This is a genomic window from Roseovarius ramblicola, from assembly GCF_042430665.1.
In the GTDB taxonomy this organism is placed as follows: Bacteria; Pseudomonadota; Alphaproteobacteria; order Rhodobacterales; family Rhodobacteraceae; genus Roseovarius; species Roseovarius ramblicola.
In genome coordinates, this window is record NZ_JBHMEC010000038.1 from 1 (window position 1) to 21,888 (window position 21,888).

At 57.7% G+C, this 21,888-nt stretch carries 28 protein-coding genes and 1 tRNA gene; 12 read left to right on the forward strand and 17 right to left on the reverse strand.

Going from position 1 to position 21,888, the window contains the following annotated elements:
- A partial coding sequence (locus tag ACFFU4_RS17875; RefSeq protein ID WP_377071252.1) for an anti-phage protein Upx-like protein occupies positions 1–1,473 on the forward strand: 1,473 nt, incomplete at its 5' end.
- 116 nt (positions 1,474–1,589) lie between these two features.
- On the opposite strand, the gene ACFFU4_RS17880 is transcribed toward ACFFU4_RS17875, so the two are convergent.
- The 7 genes from ACFFU4_RS17880 to ACFFU4_RS17910 form a co-directional block, all read right to left on the reverse strand.
- On the reverse strand, positions 1,590–2,738 hold the full coding sequence (locus ACFFU4_RS17880; protein ID WP_377071253.1) for a hypothetical protein: 1,149 nt from the start codon (positions 2,736–2,738) through the stop codon (positions 1,590–1,592).
- A 179-nt stretch (positions 2,739–2,917) separates the two neighbouring features.
- Positions 2,918–3,136, reverse strand: a complete 219-nt coding sequence (locus ACFFU4_RS17885) for a hypothetical protein (RefSeq protein WP_377071254.1) — start codon at positions 3,134–3,136, stop codon at positions 2,918–2,920.
- A gap of 128 nt (positions 3,137–3,264) precedes the next feature.
- The gene (locus ACFFU4_RS17890) at positions 3,265–3,492 is read right to left on the reverse strand and encodes a helix-turn-helix domain-containing protein (protein ID WP_377071255.1); all 228 of its coding nucleotides are present in this window, start codon (positions 3,490–3,492) and stop codon (positions 3,265–3,267) included.
- A gap of 85 nt (positions 3,493–3,577) precedes the next feature.
- Entirely contained in the window at positions 3,578–4,309 is a 732-nt protein-coding gene (locus tag ACFFU4_RS17895; RefSeq protein WP_377071256.1) for a hypothetical protein, read from the reverse strand.
- Positions 4,310–4,426: 117 nt separating this feature from the next.
- Entirely contained in the window at positions 4,427–5,614 is a 1,188-nt protein-coding gene (locus ACFFU4_RS17900; RefSeq protein WP_377071257.1) for a site-specific integrase, read from the reverse strand.
- A gap of 180 nt (positions 5,615–5,794) precedes the next feature.
- Positions 5,795–7,468, reverse strand: coding sequence for a recombinase family protein (locus ACFFU4_RS17905; protein WP_377071258.1), 1,674 nt, complete (start codon positions 7,466–7,468; stop codon positions 5,795–5,797).
- A gap of 308 nt (positions 7,469–7,776) precedes the next feature.
- Positions 7,777–7,968: a hypothetical protein gene (locus tag ACFFU4_RS17910; protein WP_377071259.1), complete on the reverse strand. Its 192-nt coding sequence runs from the start codon at positions 7,966–7,968 to the stop codon at positions 7,777–7,779.
- 314 nt (positions 7,969–8,282) lie between these two features.
- On the opposite strand from ACFFU4_RS17910, the gene ACFFU4_RS17915 reads away from it, so the two are divergent.
- From ACFFU4_RS17915 to ACFFU4_RS17945, 7 genes are all read left to right on the forward strand, one after another.
- Entirely contained in the window at positions 8,283–8,570 is a 288-nt protein-coding gene (locus tag ACFFU4_RS17915; protein WP_377071260.1) for a hypothetical protein, read from the forward strand.
- Between the two features lie 19 nt (positions 8,571–8,589).
- Entirely contained in the window at positions 8,590–8,823 is a 234-nt protein-coding gene (locus ACFFU4_RS17920) for a hypothetical protein (protein WP_377071261.1), read from the forward strand.
- Between the two features lie 37 nt (positions 8,824–8,860).
- On the forward strand, positions 8,861–10,075 hold the full coding sequence (locus ACFFU4_RS17925; protein ID WP_377071262.1) for a tyrosine-type recombinase/integrase: 1,215 nt from the start codon (positions 8,861–8,863) through the stop codon (positions 10,073–10,075).
- Positions 10,027–10,149 (forward strand) — tRNA-Arg (locus ACFFU4_RS17930). The genes ACFFU4_RS17925 and ACFFU4_RS17930 overlap by 49 nt, the downstream gene beginning before the upstream one ends.
- 645 nt (positions 10,150–10,794) lie before the next feature.
- Complete coding sequence (locus tag ACFFU4_RS17935; RefSeq protein WP_377071263.1) at positions 10,795–11,721, forward strand: ArdC family protein; 927 nt, start codon at positions 10,795–10,797, stop codon at positions 11,719–11,721.
- A gap of 48 nt (positions 11,722–11,769) precedes the next feature.
- Entirely contained in the window at positions 11,770–11,955 is a 186-nt protein-coding gene (locus ACFFU4_RS17940) for a hypothetical protein (protein ID WP_377071264.1), read from the forward strand.
- A gap of 145 nt (positions 11,956–12,100) precedes the next feature.
- Positions 12,101–12,529 carry a hypothetical protein gene (locus tag ACFFU4_RS17945; protein ID WP_377071265.1) on the forward strand — a complete coding sequence of 143 codons (429 nt, stop codon included), beginning with the start codon at positions 12,101–12,103 and terminating at the stop codon, positions 12,527–12,529.
- Positions 12,530–12,675: 146 nt separating this feature from the next.
- Here the strand turns inward: ACFFU4_RS17945 and ACFFU4_RS17950 are convergent, their stop codons facing one another.
- Together ACFFU4_RS17950 and ACFFU4_RS17955 are read right to left on the reverse strand one after the other, a co-directional pair.
- Positions 12,676–13,413, reverse strand: a complete 738-nt coding sequence (locus tag ACFFU4_RS17950) for an Lcl domain-containing protein (protein WP_377071266.1) — start codon at positions 13,411–13,413, stop codon at positions 12,676–12,678.
- Positions 13,410–13,685 (reverse strand): hypothetical protein, encoded by a 276-nt coding sequence (locus tag ACFFU4_RS17955; RefSeq protein ID WP_377071267.1) that lies wholly within the window; start codon positions 13,683–13,685, stop codon positions 13,410–13,412. Before ACFFU4_RS17955 ends, ACFFU4_RS17950 begins: the two co-directional genes overlap by 4 nt.
- A 406-nt stretch (positions 13,686–14,091) precedes the next feature.
- On the opposite strand from ACFFU4_RS17955, the gene ACFFU4_RS17960 reads away from it, so the two are divergent.
- On the forward strand, positions 14,092–14,349 hold the full coding sequence (locus tag ACFFU4_RS17960; protein WP_377071268.1) for a hypothetical protein: 258 nt from the start codon (positions 14,092–14,094) through the stop codon (positions 14,347–14,349).
- A 144-nt stretch (positions 14,350–14,493) separates the two neighbouring features.
- Here ACFFU4_RS17960 and ACFFU4_RS17965 read toward each other — a convergent pair whose 3' ends face one another.
- The 8 genes from ACFFU4_RS17965 to ACFFU4_RS18000 all read right to left on the reverse strand — a co-directional run bounded on the left by ACFFU4_RS17965 (position 14,494) and on the right by ACFFU4_RS18000 (position 20,170).
- Positions 14,494–15,876: an Lcl domain-containing protein gene (locus ACFFU4_RS17965; RefSeq protein ID WP_377071269.1), complete on the reverse strand. Its 1,383-nt coding sequence runs from the start codon at positions 15,874–15,876 to the stop codon at positions 14,494–14,496.
- Positions 15,873–16,148 carry a hypothetical protein gene (locus tag ACFFU4_RS17970; protein WP_377071271.1) on the reverse strand — a complete coding sequence of 92 codons (276 nt, stop codon included), beginning with the start codon at positions 16,146–16,148 and terminating at the stop codon, positions 15,873–15,875. The genes ACFFU4_RS17965 and ACFFU4_RS17970 overlap by 4 nt, the downstream gene beginning before the upstream one ends.
- Before the next feature lie 164 nt (positions 16,149–16,312).
- Complete coding sequence (locus ACFFU4_RS17975) at positions 16,313–16,609, reverse strand: hypothetical protein (RefSeq protein WP_377071272.1); 297 nt, start codon at positions 16,607–16,609, stop codon at positions 16,313–16,315.
- Positions 16,606–17,265: a hypothetical protein gene (locus ACFFU4_RS17980; RefSeq protein ID WP_377071273.1), complete on the reverse strand. Its 660-nt coding sequence runs from the start codon at positions 17,263–17,265 to the stop codon at positions 16,606–16,608. The genes ACFFU4_RS17975 and ACFFU4_RS17980 overlap by 4 nt, the downstream gene beginning before the upstream one ends.
- A gap of 4 nt (positions 17,266–17,269) precedes the next feature.
- Positions 17,270–17,527 (reverse strand): hypothetical protein, encoded by a 258-nt coding sequence (locus ACFFU4_RS17985; RefSeq protein WP_377071274.1) that lies wholly within the window; start codon positions 17,525–17,527, stop codon positions 17,270–17,272.
- Positions 17,528–17,540: 13 nt separating this feature from the next.
- Positions 17,541–18,101: a hypothetical protein gene (locus tag ACFFU4_RS17990; protein ID WP_377071275.1), complete on the reverse strand. Its 561-nt coding sequence runs from the start codon at positions 18,099–18,101 to the stop codon at positions 17,541–17,543.
- A complete protein-coding gene (locus ACFFU4_RS17995) occupies positions 18,067–18,603 on the reverse strand; it encodes a J domain-containing protein (RefSeq protein WP_377071276.1) in 537 nt (178 codons plus the stop codon). The genes ACFFU4_RS17990 and ACFFU4_RS17995 overlap by 35 nt, the downstream gene beginning before the upstream one ends.
- Positions 18,593–20,170 (reverse strand): type IV secretory system conjugative DNA transfer family protein, encoded by a 1,578-nt coding sequence (locus tag ACFFU4_RS18000; RefSeq protein ID WP_377071277.1) that lies wholly within the window; start codon positions 20,168–20,170, stop codon positions 18,593–18,595. The genes ACFFU4_RS17995 and ACFFU4_RS18000 overlap by 11 nt, the downstream gene beginning before the upstream one ends.
- Before the next feature lie 408 nt (positions 20,171–20,578).
- On the opposite strand from ACFFU4_RS18000, the gene ACFFU4_RS18005 reads away from it, so the two are divergent.
- The 3 genes from ACFFU4_RS18005 to ACFFU4_RS18015 all read left to right on the forward strand — a co-directional run bounded on the left by ACFFU4_RS18005 (position 20,579) and on the right by ACFFU4_RS18015 (position 21,819).
- Positions 20,579–20,827: a hypothetical protein gene (locus tag ACFFU4_RS18005; protein ID WP_377071278.1), complete on the forward strand. Its 249-nt coding sequence runs from the start codon at positions 20,579–20,581 to the stop codon at positions 20,825–20,827.
- Between the two features lie 81 nt (positions 20,828–20,908).
- Entirely contained in the window at positions 20,909–21,253 is a 345-nt protein-coding gene (locus tag ACFFU4_RS18010; RefSeq protein ID WP_377071279.1) for a hypothetical protein, read from the forward strand.
- Between the two features lie 2 nt (positions 21,254–21,255).
- Positions 21,256–21,819: a hypothetical protein gene (locus tag ACFFU4_RS18015; RefSeq protein WP_377071280.1), complete on the forward strand. Its 564-nt coding sequence runs from the start codon at positions 21,256–21,258 to the stop codon at positions 21,817–21,819.
- Positions 21,820–21,888 lie beyond the last annotated feature (69 nt).

Genomic DNA, 21,888 nt, shown 5'->3' on the forward strand with positions numbered 1-21,888 from the left:
TCGTCGAAGATCAGCAGACTGCAAATCGTAGCTTATGTCAGTGTCCGAATTTCGGGGGGTAGCTCATGGAAGCGAACTTTCGGGGCGGTTGAGGCACTGAGCGATACGGATGATTTTGCAGTTCAAGATGCGTCCAAGGAGATCGGCCGCCTATTTGCTGGGAGCATGGCATCAAGGATCATTGCTGAGGCTGCCATATGCGAAGCGCCTTTAGACACAGGCTTCGAACCTGGTGATATGGACATCAATAGACTGCTCGCTGATGCCTCACAGATGCATCACCTGGGCGGATATCGCGCAGCTATGCTCGCAGGCATTATGCCACCAGAGATCGTGATCTCACCTGCTGGTGAAGTTATGATGGACCACGGGTTCAGCGACTCCGTGATAAAACCGTTTGGTCAGCATTTTACCGCGCACTCCCTCGAAGGAGAAAAGAAAAAATACGCCTCTCGCTACGAACCCAAGGAAGCCAGCAAAACACCGTCCGATCTTTCTGAGAAAGAACAGAAAGATAAGGGCGCCTTTGAGAAGGCTTGGCTTGATGAGTTCGGCTTCAGCGCCGAAGATATGCTTAGGTTTATCGGCGGTTTTTGGATGATCCTGCAGACAGATCGCCAGCCGATCATCAAAGAGACACGCTCAGCTCTTGTCAAACGGATCGGGAAGGACAACGAACTTGACGATGAAATAGTCGGTAAGTGTCTCGATAGCTTTACGCTGCAACCGCGCCCATCATGGATTGACGTGCCAGAAGGTTATACTGACCACGCGTGGCACCCATGGCGATTCCAACGGCAACTGTCATTGGTGACGAAACCCATTATCCAGTTGAATGATGGAGAAGACCCAATGCTGCTGATTGCTCCCGCGATGTGCGTCCAGCACTTGGAGCGTTTCTATGCGAATACGCTTGATGGCGTATATTCGCATGACATGTTCAGAACGAACGGGAAGCTTTATAAGTTGATGGACGCGATCAATGGTGAGGTGGGCGAAGAGTTCAATAGCATTGTAGCGAATAAGTTTGTTGAGATCGGCTGGGGAGCCAAGTCCAATCAATCTGATGGTCAAATTTTCAACAGACAGAAATCGCCGACCTTTGGTGATGTGGATGTGCTAGCATGGAACGAAGCTGGTAAACGTCTTCTCATCATCGAATGCAAAGATTTGTCGTTTGACAAGACAATCGGCGAAGTCGCAAATCGATTATCGAAGTACCAAGGCGTCATCAAGAGCAACGGCAAACCAGACGACCTCAAGAAGCATTTGAACAGATGTGAAGAGATTGAGGCGAATCTCGATAAAGTGGGCGAGTATGTTGGCATGGAGATTGAGACGGTGGAGCGTATCTTATTGCTCAGCCAACCCACACCTTTGATTTTTGCAGAACTGGCCGAAAAGCACTCTGTGGAAGTCATCACATTTACAGATATTGAAGCGCGTTTCGAAGAGCCTTCAGAGCGTGAGTAATCTGGCATAATGCCTAAAATGTGGTCCGCCGGTTAATTGTTTTACCGCGCAATGTCCGCTCCCAACGTTTAAGTCCGTACCGTTGGCATCTGCAGCGAATGGCCGGAATCCGACCTTCAAGCCCACCGATACCTCGCTGCTGCCTTCCCGATCCGCTCATTGATCGGCACCGGGTGCTCATCCGAGGCCCGCTGCAGCGCGTTGACGTGACCTTCCATGAAGTCCGAAAACTCATCCGCCATAACGCCGGACGCGGCGGCGCGGGATATGAATAGGCCCAAGAGCTGCCGGTCCAGCATGCGCATGTGCTCTGCGCGGTTGGCGTCTTTCACGTTGCGGGGCAGGGTGCCCGAGATGTTCTCGTGCAGGTCCAGCGCCACGGTGTGCGTCACGGCCTGCCACAACTCGTGTGTGGGCCAGCGGGCCCGGTTTCGGTCCTTGGTCGGGATGCAGTATCGCATGCCTTCACAGAAGTCGGTGAAGGCGTCGCCCACCTGTGCGTGCAGGTCGGCCCACCGGCGAATGCCGAACCGCTCGCGCAGTTGCTTGCGGCCCACGCGCAGCTCGAACCGCCAGACGCGGCTTTGGTCGGGGTCTGCCATGTCCAGTGCGGGCTTGCCCATGCTGGCGCGGGTCGCGTTCCACATTTCGACCCAACCGGCCTTGCCCTTCTCGATCACCTCGGCACGCTTGTCATAGATCACCAGTTGGCGGCTTGCCCCTCTGCCCGCGCGCAGGCCGGTGACGCGCGCCCCCGATGCATGGGTTTCGGTGTCTGATTCGCCGGTGAAGGCAACCGCCCTCGTCTTTGGTGGCAAGACCAGGTGAGTGCGGTCCGGCTCGAACCACGGGGCCAGAAAGTCCACGGCAAAATCCGCGCGGGTGACGCGCAGTTGGTTTTCGCCGTAGGGAATGCCGAAGGCCCGCATGCAGGCTTCAAGATGATCCTGCGCGGCCCTGAGACCCCCGGTTGCCAGAAGGAAGGCCCGGAAATCCACGGTGATGCCGGGATTGTTCGCCGGGCGGTTTTCCGGGTCCAGAAAGTACCATTCCGCGCCCATGTCTCCGGTATGGGCAGAGAACGCCATGCCGCCGCTGCGCCGCACGCCAAGGCTAATCTCGTCAAAGGTCAGGATGCACTCGCGGTTGGTTTCCACCGCCTCGGCCTTGGCTGCGCTCAGACGTTCCCGCAACGCGGGGGGAATATCAGTCTCGATGGTCAGTCTCAGCCCGTCAAAGCCGCTATGCAGGATTTCAACGTTCATCTGCGCTGTCTTTCGCTTTCGTATCCGAAGAGGGGGGTGTCACAAGACCCCCCTCTTTGCGGCATGGCCGCCGTTGCTCTGGATTTCGGGGGAAGGGCGGGCGCTGCCGCGCCCTGAGATGTGCCTCCGGCGGGGCAGCATTTGTTTTGGGGCCGGGCGCGAACGCCCGGCGCTGGTCATTACCGGTTGGATAGCTGGCGACTGATCCAGATTTCTGCGCGTTCCGCGCATTTGGCGGCGTTCAACAGATCGGCCTGAAAGAAGCCGGATGTGTTTTTCCACTCGTTGTCCCCGTTCTTGTACGAGCGGGACAGATCGACCGAATAGAAGCCGTCATTGTTCCAGATGGTCGCGGTCACGAGGCCGATCCTGATCTTGTGGGCGGGCAAGTTGGACATGGTGCTGTTTCCCTATGTCTTGGTGTTGGGTGCAAAGCGGGCGCGGGATGCCATTTGACCCCGCGCCCTGTTGAAGCCGTCCGGCCCCAAAAACCCGCGCGGCGCTGCCAACCCCGCACGGGCAAAACTCAGGTATTCGAGCGGCGGCGCGTCGCGGCCCATTCCAGAAGATCGCGGCGGCGATAGCGCACCGACCGGCCCGGCTTGTAGAAGTGCGGCCCGAAGCCCGACACGCGCCATTTCTGCAGCGTGCGCACGCTCTGGCACAGAAAGTCAGCGGCTTGGATTTCGTCGATGAACCCGTCCAGGTAATCGGCGGGCGGGTTGTTGTGGTTAGCGTGGTTTGGCCTCGGCACCGTTCTAGCTCCTTGTTTGCGTCACGATGCGTTCGTTGTCGCCGGAACGGAAAACAGCAAAAACAACAGTAAAACCTGTCCGAATTTACTGTTTTTTGCTTTCTTTCAACGCTCTGAATTTCGGGGAAAAATAGGCGCGAATGCCTTCATCTGTCAGCTTGCTTGCAGGTGCAGGAAGGTCTGGACGGTTCAGGTCCAACCAGCGCCGTACGGCAGGGAAGTGCGACTTCATCGACTGTCCGGTGTCGATCTTTCCAGCCTCGTGCAGAGCCTCGAAAGCATGTTCGACCGCTTGTCTTATACTCGGTCGCCCCGGTGCGCGCGTTAGCGCGCTACCAGCCTGCCTGTGTTCTAGGATTCCGTTGCGAATACGATTCGTTGTCAGGCGAACCTCAACAAACTGGATACTTTCAAAGGTGAGAGTGTTGTTTTCCCAGTCGATGCGCCCGGACCATGCCCGCTTGGGAATGGGCACAGGTGCTGCATCCAACCTTCGGGGCGGTTCAAAGCCGAAGCCGTGCAAGTGCCCGTCCGTGATGAACGATAAGACGTCGTGTTGCAGCTTTCCCCGATGATTCGCACGGTCGCGCAGAATTTTGGAGGGGCCTTTCATGGCCTGTATCACGGCTGCAGATAAATCTGGTTGATCTTGGGAAGCCTGTAGTGCGCTCGCTTCGAAAGCATCAATGGCGGATACATCTGCGAGCGACTTCCATGTCGCTTGATCCTCTGGACTTGCGAATATCAGCCAAGCACGCGACAGAGGATAGCTCGACTGCCACAACCTTACGAGTTGTTGATCTGTGATCTTGGTCAACGCCGCCTCTATCTCGATTGGCTTTCTTACTTAAGGCAAAGACAGGTCATCGCCCGTTTTTATCCTCTACATAACGTAAAGAGCTTGTTGCCCGAGCCACCTTGCAATTTTGCGCCCCTACTTCACAACCCGAAGGCCCGGTTCCCTTACGGGGCAAGAGCCGACAAACCCGCTCAGGCGGTTCGCATCTTCTTCTGCCGCGCGCCTTACCGGATCATCGGCCAGATGCGCATAGCGCATGGTGGTCTGTATCTGGGTGTGGCCCAGAAGCCGCCCGACCATCTGGATCGGCATGCCCGAAGATACCGCATTCGATGCGTAGGTGTGGCGCAGGTCGTGGATGCGCACATCGTCAAGGCCCGCCCGCGCCCGGATGCGCCGCCACGGGGCCTGCAGATCGGTGGCATGGTGGCCCGGTACCTTGCCCGCGATCACGTACCGATTGTCAGGCAAGCGCGGCAGCGCGCTCAGGACCGCGCGGGCGGCTTGGGGCAGGGGGATGCGCCGTGCACCGGTCTTGGTGTCGGGCAGCTCCATCCCATGATCGGTGATGAAGCTCCATTGCAAGGTCTGTATCTCGCCCAAGCGACAGCCGGTCAGGATCAACAGCCGAAAGGCGGCGATAACATAAGGCGTTTCCGATCCGTCGCCTTCGGCCTCGGCCAGCGTTTGCCCAAGGCGCTGCAATTCGTCTTGGCTCAGAAATCGTTCCCGCTTTTCCTCGCGATACTTCGGCACATGGCGGCACGGGTTCGACCCGTCCGGGCGCAGGCCCCAGACCTCGGCCAGATTGAACATCTTGGACAGCACGCCCAGAACCCGGTTGGCCTGATAGGGCTTGTCGCGCATCTTGTGGTGCAGGTCCGACACGTCGCGCCGCTCGACATCGATAATCTTGAAATTGCCAATCGCGGGCTTGATGAAAAGATCAATGGCCCGGCGGTACTCGCTCTGCGTGCTGGCCTTGCAGCGGTGCTTTACGTGATCGGTAAAGAACCGCTCGCACAGCGCGGCGACGGTGGGCGCGCGGCGGTGCTGCGCGATCTCTTCGACCGGGTTCTCGCCCTTGGACAACGCGCCCATGATTTCCTTGGCGCGGTTGCGGGCTTGGTCTGCGGTGATATTGCCATGCCGCCCGATAGAGGCGCGACGCGTGCGCCCGCTTTTGCGATACTGCACCTGATAGGTCTTGGTGCCCGAAGGCAGGATGCGCACGCCAAACCCCATGATTTCGCTGTCCCATTCGAAGTAGGCTTTGGCGCGAATCTCGAACCCGTCAACGCGGCGCTTGGTGAGCTTTGGCATGTCCTATCCCCTCGATCCTGCCCCGGTCTGTGGAAGCACAGTGGAAGCATTTGGCAGCAAATCACGGGGTAAGGCGTAGGACTCCGGCGTAACGACCGTCAATGAAAATAACACGATTCCAATAAGATAGGGTAGAGGGGCGCAACCCGGCGCAGCCCGTGGGGAGGGCCGGGAAGTGACTCATAACCTGAAGGTCGTAGGTTCAAATCCTACTCCCGCAACCAGCTTCATTTGCATGAGGTCGTCAGGCGAAAGCCCGGCGGCCTTTTTGCTTGTCTGGCAGAGGCTTAGAATGCCGGCCAGATCGCCCTCGATATCCATCACGAAGCCGCTCTCTTCCTCGGAAGAGGGGTGCAGCACGATCCGGTCGATCAGGCCGCGCAGAATCTCCACCGCTTCATGCGGCGCATCTTGATCGGCGAGTGCCTCACGCAGCCGCATAACGCCTTGCCGGTAGCGCTCGCCCATCGAAGGATGCAGCAACGGCTTTTCCTCCTTGGGCTCGGCCTCTAGTCGCTTCTCGATCTCGGCGCGCTCGGCTTCCAGCGCGATCATGCGATCCTTCACGCGCTCGGCGGGCACGCCGTCGCAGATGGCATCAATCATCCGGTCGAGTTCCCGGATGACCTTCTGGAGCCGTGCCTCATCCTTGGCGCGGTTGCCGCTCTCGGCCATGCGCAGCGCATTCAGGTGTCGGGTGTATTCTTCACAGAACACGGCCAGAAGCTTGTCATCCATCAGGCGATGCTGAAGGGCGTTCAGAACCGAACTTTCGAGAACGTCGCGACGGATCGTGCGCTTGTTCTCGCAGGTGCCTTTGTTGCGCGCGCTGGCGCAGCCGAAATGGTGCTGGCTGATCTTTACGAACGTGCTGCCGCAACAGCCGCATTTGATCAGGCCGGAGAGCAGGAAGCGCGGGCGGCGCCGATCCCAGAACCCTGCGGCTTTGGATTTGTCATGCTTGCCGAGCGACGTCGCGTCCTGCCGCGCCTTCACCTTCTGCCATAGATCATCGTCGATGATCCGCAGATGCGGCACATCCTGAACGATCCACTGATCGGCCGGATTGAGGCGCGACAGGCGCTTGCCGGTCTCGGGGGCCTTGATGTAGCGCAGGCGGTTCCAGACCAGCCGCCCGATATAGAGCTCATTGTTCAGGATGCCGGTGCCGCGATCCTTGTTGCCGTGGATCGTGGAGGGCCCCCACGTCTTGCCGGTCGGCCCAGGCACATGCTCGGCATTCAGCGTCTTCGCGATCACACGGGGGGACGTGCCCGCAGCATATTCGTTGAAAACGCGGCGGATGATGTCGGCCTGATCTTCGTTGATCTTGCGATCCCCGCGTTCCGGCTCGCCCGCGGCGTTGACCTTGCGGACAACATCATACCCGTAAGAATTGCCGCCGCCGGACTTGCCCGCCTCGACACGGCCGCGCAGGCCGCGGCGTGTCTTGTCCGACAGGTCTTTGAGGAAGAGGGCGTTCATCGTGCCCTTCAGGCCGATATGCAACTCACTGATCGCCCCTTCGCTGAGCGTGATGATCTGCACACCTGCAAAGTTCAGCCGTTTGAAGACGGCGGCGACGTCTTCCTGATCGCGGGATATCCTGTCCAGTGCTTCGGCGAAAACCACCTGAAACTTGCCCGCCATGGCATCCTGCAAAAGTTGCTGGATACCGGGCCGCATTAGGCTGGCGCCGGAGATGCCGTGATCGGCGTAGTGCTGCGAAACCGCCATGCCCTCGCGGGCGGCGCGCTCTGCGCACAGCCTGATCTGATCTTCGACCGAGGAGGCCGATTGCATATCGGTCGAATAGCGGGCGTATATGACGGCGGGAATCATTGTGGCGCTCATGAGGATGAGCCTTTCGGTCGCGAAGAGGTCCGGGTTTTGCTTGCCTCATAATCCTCATCGGCACACATTTTGGCAATAGCCTTGGCGAGCGCGCGCAGCGCCTCGTCAACCGCCGCCGGCTCTGCGGGGTGCGTTATCTTCGTATTTTTCTCCCGCTCCTGAGCCATGGCTGTCAGTTTCCGCGTGTGGCTTGCGATCCGTCTCACCCTGTTAGTTAGGTTCATGGCCGTCACTTTTCGTGGACATGAATTGGACACCGCACCGGGGCACAGGTACCGACCGGCCTGTACGGCCGGCCGGTACCCGCGTTAGGGGCGCGGTGCAGGATTTGTGCGGATCGCGATCTCGCGTCTGACATTTTGCAGGTTTGCGGCATGCGCGAAGTGCTCGTGCGAGCCCAACTCGCAGTTTACCAACTGCGCTTGTGCCTGACGGAACAGGACATGCAGTTCCGGGAGGGTTTGCTGTGCCAGTGCGGCGCGGGTGAATATCTCAGTCATAACGGCGACTCCTTCTCTGTTTCGAGAGCCCCGACCATCGAGGCCTTTCGCCGTCCCCCGTCATCATCATCGGCCACAGAAGGCCCTCATGGACGGGTGGAGAACAGAGAAGGGAAAGGTGCCGTAAGGATATTCGTCCGCCGGATGGCAGGTCAGCAAACCCGAACTGCGTGAACTGTCCGGATCACATGATCGCTTGATCCGTTGCTCAGAGCGCGTTTCGCGGGTGCAGCAAAGATAAAATGCCCGAAAAAATTAACAAATCATTAAAGGCCATATTGGTAAAATAGGAATACGAAACCAACGGAACCGACATGAGCAGAAAGAAGAACAACAGCAATGACAAAACCGGTCTGACGATCGATTACTCCAGGATGGGCATCATGACCATCGAAGAGTTCAAGCAGGCCCTCTGGACCGACATTCAGATTCTCAAGGACGAACACAACGTGAAATACGTGACCAAGCCAAAACTGAAGCTTGGTTTGACCGATGCCTTCGGCGAATGCGCGCCGCTCCGGGGGCGGTATGACGGCAAGCCAATTTACCGGCTTCACACGCAGTACAACCGACCGGCGTGCTGGGATTATGATTTGAGTTGAAACACATAGGAAAGGATGGATGAAACTGCCTTGCTACATTGGATTGGACGAAGCCCGGTCGTTGCTCGCGGAGATGGGCGTCGAGCTCAGTGACAGGCAAATAAAGCGCGCCGCCGAAACCGACATACATGGCCGCCGCAAGCTGCCATTCTTCGTCGATCCGATAGATGGGAGGCTGAAGATTGAAAAGGGAACGCTTGTGGACATCTATCGTGAGGCGCAAATAAATGCTGAAAAAAATATCAAGGAATGATACATTTTAGAGTTTTCCAATAATTTATTGAGCAGTAATGAGTGATATTAGAAAAAGGGCTGGAAAGACCGGAACAACGTATCAGGTGCGCTACCCAAGCATGGCCTCAAAATCGGGCTATGCGTTCAAGACATTCAAGACGATGAAAGAGGCGCGGGCGTTTCTCGAAAGCGGTGACATCCTTGATCGCACACGCGCTGTTGATCTCTCGGTTCGGACCGTTCCGCAAGCTATCGATAAATGGCTTCGCATCTGTGAGAAGGAGGGTACCGACGGCAACGAGCCCGTAACGGAGTATACGCGCAAGAATTACGTCTACTTCTCGGAATTTATGAAAGCTTACCCTTGGAACAAGGAACTCTCGGAACTGACAGCGCCCGACATCGTGCAGTTTCGATCATGGCTGCTTACGAACTGCCCGTCACGATACACCGCCCGCAAGACATTGACCTACTTCAACACTGTCCTGAACGAGATGGCATTGCGCGGTCACGTCGTCAGCAACGTCGCTGCCGGCATCTCGATTAGCGGCTCATCACGCTATCGCCAACCTGTTCAGCCACCGAGCGTCGGTGACTTTCGCGCCTTGCTGGTCGCAGCCGATCGCCTCGCGAACTCCACAAACCGGCAGATTGCCCGCGCGTGGGAACGCTATCGCCCCATGATGTATCTGGCAGGCGATACCGGGCTGCGCCCCGGCGAGTACCTCGCACTCCCCAGGTTCAATGTCTCCAGCAACGAAGTGAAGGTGGATCGCGCTGTCGAGAGGAACGGACACCGGATATCGGTCACGAAGACGCCGACCGGCTATCGCTACGTCGATCTGAGCCCCGAAGTCGCTGACATGGTCATGCACTATGCGGACAATCTTGCTCCGGAGAACGACTATGATCTCGTGTTTCCGACCGCAACCGGCAGATGGCAATCGATCATCAACTGGCGAAAGCTTGGGTTCGCGGCCGCTTGCTTCGAAGCCGGACTGATCGAGACAGAAGAAATCGATGGGCGCCTAGTCGAGCGTCCGAAATACGCGCCGTACGACCTCAGACATTTCTATGCCTCGATGCTGATCGAACAGCGCGTCAATCTCAAGCGCATCCAGACGCTTATGGGCCACAGCAACATCACGACGACCCTCAACGTATATGGTCATCTGATCGAGCGCGCTGAGGCGAGCGAGGAGCCCCGTGCGGGAATGCTCATGCGCCTTAGCGAAAATTCTTGTGGCAAATTTGTGGCACGAGATCACTAAAACCCTTACTGGAAGCCAATTTTTACTGCCTTCTAAGCAGTAGGTTGCAGGTTCGAGTCCTGCTGGGCGTGCCACAATTAAATCAATAACTTAGCGGCGTATTCTGTAAAGAAACCACTCGATTTCCTCGATTTTTGCCACAAATAGCGCCCCGCTGTAACCCGCATGAATCCGCCATTCTCTTTTTCGGTCTGTTTCGGCTTGTGGCAAATTTGTGGCAAATCCTGAACGGCTTGTGTCCCATTTTCGCCGGTCAGCGCTCGCCGTTATTGCGGACAGCTACGGTCATCGATCCGGGCGCCTGCCGGTTCCATTCTGGTCATTTGCCACAATGCGCCACAATTTCGCGCACGGTCTATCCTGTTTGCAGCGGGTTCAGAATGCGCCGGGGCGGAAGTGCGTCTGTTCGCGGTGTGCCATCCGGAGAATTGTCCTGCCGGACGGTGATCCTGTTCGGTGAACAGTGCCGGGTTGCCGCGTCGCGGTAACGTTTCGGCACGGTCATGTCGCCTTCCGTAAAGGCGTTCCTCAAGGTTCAGACGCATCATTGGCCGGGCGCGCCGTCCGGTCAACGGCCTGCCCGCACCATCCGTCTCCGCCTTCGGCTCCGCCGGACCGTGTTGGCCGTACACGCGCCTGTCGGCGCGATGACCAGCCGTCTTATCCGCCCGTCCTTCCGGGATGCGTCTTGAGGAAACGCCAAACGGAAGGAGAAAGACATGACCAGCAAGACCGAAACGAACCGCCCAGACATCTACACCCGTATCACGGGCCAGATCGTCACCGCCCTGGAGCAGGGCATCAAACCCTGGACACAGCCCTGGAACGCCGCGCACGCCGCCGGACCCGTCTCCCGCCCGCTGCGCCACAACGGACAGCCCTATAGCGGCATCAATATCCTGACGCTCTGGGCGTCTTCGATGGAACGGCACTTCGCCGCCCCGATCTGGATGACCTTCAAGCAGGCCCGCGAACTCGGCGGCCATGTCCGGAAGGGCGAAAAGGGCTCGCCCGTCGTTTATGCCAATACGCTCACGCGCACCGAAACCGACGAGAACACCGGCGAGGAGATCGATCAGACGATCCCCTTCATGAAGGGTTACACGGTCTTCAATATCGAGCAAATCGAGGGGCTTCCGGCGCATTACTACGCCCCCGCCAAGTCACAGCTTAATCCCGATCAGCGGATCGAGGCCGCGGACGCGTTCTTCGCCGATACCGGCGCCGATATCCGCCATGGCGGCAGCAGCGCCTATTACTGCCCGCCCGAAGACTACGTGCAGATGCCCGTCTTCGAGAGCTTCCGCGATGCCGAAAGCTACTACGCCACGCTCGCGCATGAATGCACGCACTGGACGCGGCACAAGAGCCGCCTCGATCGCGACTTCGGGCGCAAGCGCTTCGGTGACGAAGGCTACGCCCGCGAAGAGCTCGTAGCCGAGCTGGGCGCTGCGTTCCTCTGCGCCGATCTCGGGCTGACTCTCGAAGATCGCGAAGACCACGCCGCCTATATCGGCAGCTGGCTGAAAGTCCTGCGCGGCGACAAGCGCGCCATCTTCACCGCTGCCGCGCACGCGCAGCGTGCCGCCGACTATCTCCACGGCTTGCAGCCGGTGATTGACGACGCCGAGGAGGCCGCCGCATAGGCGGCCTCTTGGCCCAAATTTCAACAACGCAACGAAAGGATCGAAATTATGACCAAATTCATTATCTCACGCGGCGAATACGTTGTGCATAACATCATCATTGAAGCCGCCGACGAAGACGCTGCCGAAGCTGCCGCGAAAGAAATTCCGGTTGATGACGAGCGCTGGCGCGAATGCGGCCCGCTCGGTCACGACGTCCTCTATCAGTGCGAAGGACCGTATCCGTTCGATTAGAAAATCGACGAGGCTGCCTGCCGGCGGCCTCGCTTGGACACGGTGCCCGCGCCAAAGCAGGCAACGACCGTCATTCAAAGTACGGCTCTCACATGCTACTCTCGCCCTGGCCAATGGCCGTCCCGATTGCAGAGGAGGTATTGCGATGATGAAGCGTCTCGCACCGGTTCTGGCCGGGTTTGTGTTGACTGCCGCCCCCGCACCCGCGCTCGCTGATCCGGCAGGACTCTATTGCATAGACGACGGAAACAGCTTCCTGATCGGGCGGCCTGCGGGCAGCGCGGCCTTCGAGGTCCGGATCACAAGCTGGCAAGGCATGTCCCATTGCGGCATCGAAGGCACGGCCAATACCACGACGGATGGCTGGCTTCTGGAAAATCACGGCTGCAAGCTTCAATTGCGGGAGGAGGGCGGCGCAATCGCGCTCGCCGCATCGCCTCGTGAAGCCTGCGCGCCCTTCTGCGGTGCGCGCGCAAATCTCAACGGTCTGACCTTTCCGCCTTCAAGCCGGGTGACCGCAAACCCCGATCCATCGCTCTTCGCGCGTGATCTCGGGGAACTGAACCCGTGTTGAGACGGGCTGTTCTTCGTGATGGCAAGTGCAGCCCCGATATCGGGCGGTGTTCGGGAAGACAGGCCGCGTGCGCTATAGCGCCCACGCCGCCATGCGGCTTTGGGCGCATCATGCGGAAACTTCAAATTATTAAATAATCAAATGATTCATTTCCGGACGCAGCGGACGGCAAGCCCAACGTACTTAAGGCCGCCGTACTGGCCACCATCACTGAACACCTGGCGCTGCGCATTGCTGAAACTGCGCTCCGAGGAAGACCAGTAGTTTCCGGCGGGAAACGAACCGCTTTCGTCAAATGTCCCGTTCAAATCGCCTGTGTTCTTGTTGGTGTAGAGGACGTTCAACTCATCTAGCGCGGGCAAATACCAATCATCATAGCCATGTGCCGATAGCCCGTCGCAATATTCAGCCGCCGCAAACGGATTATCCGGCTCGCCCGTTGCTCCGACCAAAAAAGTCGTGTTCGCCTCACCGGTCTGACATGTCGTCGCCGTGCCAGGTGAGGTATCCGTACAATTGGTCATACCCGGAATATCCCTGTAATTGCTTGTGCCGTCATTCCAGGTTATCAAACTCGGCGCATCCGCAGGCGTCGTGTACATCGGCACGTCGCCGTCCGGGCTTAAACCCGCATAGATCGAACCGTCACCACAGATCGTACCTGGCGTGGGCGATCCTTCACAAGGGTCGGGGGGTGGATTATGCAATGCAATCCAGCCCATGCCTTGCGTGCAGCCCTGAAAGACATCAAAGCTACTATTGTAAACAATATCACCGAGGTCCCCGGGCGGATTGGTGCAATTTTGTGCGGCGGCTTGGGAGGATGTGAACATGGCAAATGCCATCCCAAGACATAGAATAAATACAAAACGGCGTATGATCATTGCGCCCTCTCTTTATGATTATCGGATGTATAAATCGGGCCCGGATATAAAGGTGCTTCCCCGGGGCGCTTTTCAAGCGGGACGGGGGTGGTGCGAAAATTGCCGACATTGATTACTTCACCTTTGTTGTCCGTCTCACGGGAAGAATCATCGTCGCTTGCTGTCTTCTGCTCCTGTTTTGCAGCCTCATCCCGCGTCGAACTTTCCGCGATGGCGGAAAGAGATATCAGCGATGTAGCCAGGAAAATGCATACAATAAATAATATTCTCATAGAAATTTACCCTTTAATCAAATTTAATTCTACCAACTTTCCCTTATCTATTCGTTAAATATTTTATTGGTTGCACAAAATATCCTCAAGGTATTGGATTTATGCCAATAGTCGTTTTGATTTTCGGGTGCGGATAATTCGTCAATGCAGTTACTTCAGTTTGACCGAATGCATGCAGGCGAAAGCCGGATCATTGACCACCACAAACTTGAGTTCGTAGTCGCCCCATACATGATGAGGGTTTTCCGGACCGTGCGCTACGACACAGGTTGGACACGGTGCCGCCCCCGCACCCGCCCTCGCCGAACCGGAAGGGCTCTATTGCATAGACGACGGAAACAGTTTTCTGATCGGGCGGTCCGCGGGCAGCGCTGCCTTTGAGGTTCGGATCACAAGCTGGCAAGGCATGTCCCATTGCGGCATCGAAGGCACGGCCAATGCTACGCCGGATGGCTGGCTTCTGGAGAACCAGGGCTGCCAAGTTCAATTGTGGGAAGAGGGCGGCGCAATCATGCTCGCCGCATCGCCTCGTGAAGCCTGCGCGCCTTTCTGCGGTGCGCGCGCGAATCTCAACGGTCTGACCTTCCCGCATTCAAGCCGGGTGACGGCAAACCCCGATCCATCGCTCTTCGCGCATGATCTCGGGGAATTGAGCCCGTGTTGAGACGGCCTGCGCTGCGTGATGGCAAGTGCAGTCTCGAAACGACGGTGTTCGGGAAGACAGGCCGCGTGCGCTATAGCGCCCACGCCGCTATGCGGCTTCGGACGAATCATGCGGGGACTCAAAATTATTAAATAACCAAATGATTCATCTCCGCACACAGCGGACAGTGAATTCCAATCTCTTATCGGCTATCGGTTCACTACCGTCGTCGAAATCTATATGCCTTGAAAAGTCGTCATTTAGTTCAGATGAACTCCAGTAATTCCTAAAAGTAGGAAATGTACCATTCAGATCGCCTTCATTTTTATTAGTGTAGAGTACATTTAGTTCATCTCGTGCTGGGAGGTACCAATCGTCATGACCGTGGTCCAACAGTTCGTCGCAACTCTCCGCAGCAAAATACGGATAATCCGGCTCGCCCGTGGCACCCACCAGAAAGGCTGTGTTTGCCTCACCCGTCTGACATGTAGTTGCAGTGCCGGGTGGACCATCGGTACAATTTTCCATAGCGGTATCAGGGGTAGGGCTGAGTGTACCATCGTTCCAGCTGTAAGTACCCGGCTCGTTGTTCTGAGTTGTGTACATCGGCACATTGCCGTCAGGGCTGTCTCCCGCGTATATTGAACCGTCGGTGCACGTTTCGCCGATTGTCGGTGACGTGCTGGTTCCCGTGCATGGGTCGGGAGTTTTATTATGAAAAGCGACCCAGCCCGCGCCTTGCGTGCAACCCTGAATGGCGTCAAAGATATTATTATAAAAAATGTCGCCGAAATTGCCGGCGGGATTGGCGCAGTCTGAACCGGGAGCGGGCGGTTCGTTCCGAACACAGCGGACAGCAATCTCAGAGTCCTTACTGAGGTCGCCTTGATAATTTATGCTGAAGGCTTTGATATGCGCAAGACCAGAAAATTTCTGTGAGGAAGCCCAGTACACCCCGTCGGGAGACGAACCGCTTTCATCAATGTTGGCCACGGGTGCGCCATTATTCCAGAACAGATCAAGCTCATACAGTGCCGGAAGATACCAATCGCTACGGCCGTGCGCGTTGAGTCCGTCGCAGTATATCGCCGCATCGTGCGGCTGCACACCGCCCGTAACATCATCGGAATCCGCTGTGACGAGCGTTGCCGTGTTGCTCTCCCCGTCCGTCAGGTTCGTCCCGCTTATGTTTGAATAATTCGTGTTGCCGTCATTCCAGGTTTGCAGGCTTTCAAAGCTTTCATTTGTTGCATAAACCGCCCCCGCGCCGATATCGCCGATATAGTAAGAGCCATCATCGCAGGTGTCTCCAATGCTAGGGCAGTTTGTCGGGCTGGGAGGTGACGTCGTGTATCCTGTTTTTCCATGCAATGCAACCCAGCCCATGCCTTGCGTGCAGCCCTGAAAGACATCAAAGCTACTACTGTAAAAAATATCAGCGACGTTCCCGGGCGGATTGGCGCAGCTTTGCGCGTCGGCTTGGGACGATGTGAACATGGCAAACGCCATTCCAAGACACAGAATAAATACAAAACGGCGTATGATCATTGCGCCCTCTCTTTATGATTATCGGGTGTATAAATCGGGCCTGGATATAAAGGTGCTTCCCCGGGGCGCTTTTCAAGCGGGATGGGGGTGTCGCGAAAATTGCCGACATTGATTACTTCACCTTTGTTGTCCGTCTCACGGGAAGAATCATCGTCGGTTGCTGTCTTCTGCTCCTGTTTTGCGGCCTCATCCCGCGTCGAACTTTCCGCGACGGCGGAAAGAGATATCAGTGACGTGACTAAGAAACTGCATATAACAAATAGGATTCTCATTAAATTTTCTCGCCAATTATAGTTAAGTCTACCAACTCTTCCTTATCCAATCGTTAAAGATTGAAATCTTTGCCCGAAATATCCACAATTAATGAAATTTCCCTCTGAAACGCGCGTGTGAAGCACCTTGCGCATTTTCCACCGCCGCACGCCGCCTGAATCTTTCAGTTCAGTTGTTTCGGTGTCACCGAGTGCAGGCACTCGAATGCGGGATCATCGACCACCACAAACCTGATGTTGTAAATGTCCGAGACATTGTGCTCTTCCATCAGAAACCGCCAGACCTGATGCCACAGCTTGCGTGCGGCCAGCGTGGGCCGATATTCCCAGCGGTGTTCGGCCACGCCAATCGGTGACGGGCAGCCGCAGCGGTCACACGCGGCCTCCAGTCGCCGCGCCGCATCATGGACACGGCGCGGGACATAGGTGATCCAGTCAGGGTTCGGTGATCTTGCACTCATGACGTTTCCCGTTCCTCATCATCTGTGAGCATCGCGTCGATCTTTGCCTTGAGCAGCAGGGCGCGGCGCTCGTGCCCATCGACGATGGCGATCTGTGTCAGAGTACCGCCGTGCTGGAGCAGCACTTCATAGGTGCCCGCCTTTCGGCGGCCGACATGCACGGCGCGGCATTCATCCCGCGGGATGGTGACCGGCATGCCGCACTGGCCGCGCTGGATGCTCAGCCTGTCGCCCTGCATCTTGATGGCAAGGTACGGGCGGCCCGTGATGCCGCGCCAAATATGCGCGAAGATGGCACCATACATCAAAAGGACGAAGGCCAGCACCAGACCAAAGACCCAGCCCTGGAGATCGGGCAGCGTGTCGCCCGGCTCCCATGAGCGCGCAAGTTCGACAAGCGGCGCCAGCGCGGCCGGAATGCCGCTGATTATTGTCACCGGCAGGTCGCCAAGACTTTGCGGCGGCGCCGCGGGCGCGCCGTAATACAGCGCCGGGGCGACAATGATCGTCAGCAACGCGACGATCACAACGCCCGCGAAGAAGCGCATCCCTTTCTCGACATTCGGGTAGAAGCCGATCAGGCGTGTCGTGTCATCTTCGCGCCTTACAACCGGCTTGCCCGTCAGTCTGCTGTGGATCAGGCTCAGCGTTGTCATCATCTCACTCCTTCTTTGGCGGCCGGCCGCGTTTGCGCGCCGGACGGTCAATGGCCACGTTGAGCCCGTGCTCCTTGGCCAGCATTCTGATTTTCGCCATCGCCTCGCGTTTACGCGCGGCATCGCGCCGTTCGAGGTGATCGCTGGCGGCCTTGATCAGTTGCCGCAGCTCTTCGTCGCTGGCCTGGGCGAGATCACGCGGGACATTTTCGGCGGCCATCGGCCCGCCGTGCTGCTTCGTTATCGTTCTGTCATCGTCCATCATGGTTTTCCTTTCAGGGCTTGGGTTTCGGGAGACGCAGCGGCGTTTTGCCTTGCGCGATTTGCGGTGCGCGCGGCGGGGCGGTTGTCTCGATACGCTCAAGCGTACCGATCGACCCTTCGCTGCCGCATGAGGGCGCGCAGCGAAAATAAAGCCCGCCGCGCCGCCGCTCTGAGCGCCCGCCGCAGACAAAAGCACCGCAGCGCGCGCATTTGATGAAGTGGCCTTCCCCGCAATGCGGGCAGTCCACCGCGTTCAGGTCAAAATGCCGGATGTCGTGCGGCGTCGTCGGCGCACCACCGGCGGCACCTTGGTTTGTCTGCGGCTCCGGCGTGCGCACCGCTTCCAGCGCATAGCGGGGCTTGCCGCGCCGGCGGACAAAGACCGCCTCGAACGGCGTGTCTGTCCGGGCGCAGCGGCAGGCAAGATACTGGCGGCCCGCACGCGCTTCGTCGAAGGCGCGCAGCCGCGATCTTGCGCGCCGGATCGCGCCGCCGGTTGCCGTAAGGTCTGGCAGTCTGAAGTTCATGATTGTCCTCCTAGCTCCATCCAAAATGTTCACTGATGCGGTCACGGGCGCGCAGGATCGCCATGGTGTCCGCCGCATTGCCGCCCTGGTCGGGATGCGCCCGCTTGATGGCGCGGTGATAGGCGCGCTTGAGATCATCCGGCGTGAACCCGCCCTCGGGCAGGCCGAGCAGGGCACAAGCGTCGGCGATACCGGATGATCCCGCCGCTGCGTCCGGTCCGGCTTGGTTGTCACCATCGCCGTCGCCATGCGCGTCGCCGCTGCGGGCTTCGAGCGCGATGAACCAGACGAGCAGCGCGAGCCGCCCGGCGCCCGTCAATATGAACGCAAAGATGCTGCCGAGCCCGGTTGCCGCCGCGGGCAGGATCGCCAGCAAGGCGGCGAAGAACAGCTTCGCGACCACGCCGAGCAGCTGACAAAGCCCCGCAAGCAGGATCGGCAGCAGCCGCAGCCCGATCAGACCGGCGAACAAGGCAATATGGACAAGCCAGCCTTCCTCGATGACCCAGGGTGGCAACAGGTCGATGATCCAGCGGTCAAAGGACATGACGGGCAAACTCCCACAGACGGAACAGGCCGTAGCCAAGGCCGGCCAGGTAAATCAGGGCGGCGACCGGATGCGGCGCGAGCAGAAAGGCCGTGGCATAGAGCGCCTTGCCCCAGAGCCGCCGTGCCAGCGCGCCGAAGGCGGGCGGCGTGCGGCCCGATTGATACGGGTTGCGGTGAAACTGCCCCCGCAGTGCCGCGCGCTGCCAGTAGCGGGTCTTGCGCAGAACCGCAGGTTTGAGGTTGCCGATAAAGGCGATCTGCTTGTCGCCGTCGAAATGCAGGATTTCATCGACGGTCAGAAGCGGGCGCCGCGTCTCGGACGTCGAAGCCTTGCCTTCGGCATTGACCGACCGGCTTTCCGCCGTGCGTTCGCCGACCAGCCGGTGGATGTACTCCGCCGTCTCCAGATCGGCGGCGCCGAGAAACTGCCGCAGGCCGCAATTGGCGATGAAGCCCTGCCATTCCTGGCCGTAGAGCGCCTTGACCTGTCCGATGTTCTGAAAGATCGGCCAGAGCACGACGCGATACTTGCGCAGCGTGGCCAGCCAGTTCGGAAACCGTGAAATCTTGCGCAGCGCCGCCGCCTCGTCGATGACGAACAGCACCTTCTCGCGCGCCAGCGGGGCGCGCTGCATGGTCCAGATCGCGCAGCCCATGGCAAGGCGCGGGATCGCGGCATGCGTCTCGCTGTATTCCAGTGGCAGGACAACGGCGATGATGCAGCCCTTCACGCGCTGCCCGCGCCGGTCCGTCCCCTTGAGCGCCCCGAAATCCACGTCGCTGCGCTTGAGGTTCCGGCGCACGAGCGGGTCGGCGAGCCAGCGCAAATCCTGCTGGATCGTGGACATGATGGCCGAGAACTCTTCCGGTGCCTGGGCTTCACGCCGCTCCATGGCGGCGGCCTCGGCGGCCACAAGCCCGTCGGCGACCGGATCGGCCTGCATCGCTTCGAGCAGCTTCTCCCAGCCATCCGCCGGCAGGTTCACCAACTCGTAAAGCGTCCCGAGATGATGCTCGTCCCGTGGCCGCGCCGTGCGGATATGAATGATCAGCGCCTGTTTGAAGGTCTGGCCGGTATCCTTGAAGAACTGTGACGAGCCGTTCTCACGGCCGCTGCGCGGCGTGAGCATCTCGGCCAGCAACTCCGCATGCGCGGCGAATTGCGGGTCCGTCGGATCGAGAATATCCATCGGGTTGAATCCCTGCCGCGGCAGCGCCCACGGCTTTTCCGGGTGCATCCCGAACGGATTGATAACGGCGACCTTGTAGCCTTGCGCGCGCCATTGTTTGATCGCGATCGCCGCGTTCTCGCCGCCCGGATCGTTGATGAACGCAAAGGGGCGATCCAGAATGGCGGGCACGATCGCCGCCGTTCCCTTACCGCTGCCCGACGGGCCGAAGGTGATGGCGTGCGTATCGTCGTAGTAGATCGGCAGATCAGCGAAGGACCAATCGCCGACGATCATGCCGTTCCGGCGGAACAGGTTCTTCTGAAGCGCCGTGTACAACGAGAGGTAGGACGCGGAGCCATGCGTCGTCGCGTCCTCCTTGAAACGCCAGCGCAAGAGGGCGTATCCCCCTGCACTGACCGCCGCTGATCCCAAAACAATCCCGAGCATCGCCGTATACACCATTGTCGCTTGCCAAAGCATTTTGGTGTTTTGCGGCGCTTCGTTCTACGACACGGGTTGGACACGGTGCGCGACGCATGAGTGAGCGTGGCCGGCAATCCGGACTGGGCTTCAGGGGCTCATACGTCCCCAAGCCACCTCTGTCTTGGCCAGAAGGTACATCGCGCGAGAAAGCGGAATGACGTTTCTACACACGCGCTGAACGCATCGCGTCTATGTTGTGTTATCGTCAAATCGTTTCTAGTAGCGGCCTTCGGCTAAGTGCATAAATTTATGGCATAATTATTTTTCACATGATAGGATATCTGCCTATTTGAAAGGCAAATATTTTAGGAGGTTGTCATGGGTACCAAGTTTATAGAAAAAGTAGGGAGTAATACCCCGCTGACGGTAGCGTTTTCCATCGCGGCAAGTCTCATTCCAGCCAATGTTACGTTTCATGGCATGCAATCCATGGGCGCTACAATGACGTCTTCTGACTCATTGGCTGAGTTTACAGGCGTTGCATCCGCGGCCGTCATTGCCGCAGTAGTGTCCCGGAAAGCAAGTATGTCTCGAAAGCAAGACCCTGAAACGCCGAGTCCTCGCTGACCCCGGAATCAACTGGTATTTCTTCCAAAGTTGTGCTAACTATAGGATAATCTTGGTCAATTCGCGGGTCGCTAAACTCTCATGGATGCCCCAATCGGTAGTATTGAAGCGCTCACGGTCGCGAAAGAGCTGACACTGCAACTGATGCTCATGGCAGCGGGTGTATTCGCCCTCGTGGCAGGTTTTTTTGGTACGTCATCTACAAAAATAACTAATAATAGAGCATTAGGCTCTGCACTTGTAATGTTTGGACTCAGCATTTTGTCCGGGTATATCGCTCAAGGAGCTATAATCTCCACTTTTGCAGCAGGGGCGTTCGACGTCTATAACCCCGTCATGGTCATTGGTGGCTTCGGTCAGCTAGTATTATTACTTGTTGGTGGCGGGTGCCTCACGTATTTCGTGATTAAACACTTGGAGGGGTGAACATGCGGTTTCTGTTGGCCATCTCTATATGGCTCTTTCCTGTAACGGTGAACGCTCAAGACAACGAATTGCCTGGAGCGCTTGATAACCCATATGTTACAGCAGCCCTTGAGATCACCGATTTGATTGAAACTGGTGATATCCAAATAAATAAAGATGATGCAGTTGCTGAGATTCAAAGGCGTCTAGATGCATCTCAGGGGGATTTCGGTAATCTGGAAAAAGCGCTTACGCCCAGTTTCTTATCATTAAGCGAAATCAACGAAGTTTCGGATCAACTTCCGCCATTGGAAGAATTACCACCCGTTAGCATGGGTGTTCGATTGCTAATTGCAGGATCAGTCCTCGATCAGGTTTCCGAGTTGCAAGAGCTGGGCGTAGAACCGAATGTTGAAGGAATGCTTCCAATTCTTGGCCCGTCTCTTTACATTACGCTGGCAAGCGCTGCCTTGGAGGTGAATGCCGAAAATCCAGAGCCGACAATCGATGTGGTTGCCGTTCGGCGTGGTGGAATTCGCTTTTTTTCGTTGGGCTGGCCTTTCTGTTGCTCACATGATCTTCGTTAATGACGCTTTGATGGAGTAAATTATCAGTCAGTATTCGTAATGCGCTGTTGGACGGAACAGTGCCGTGGT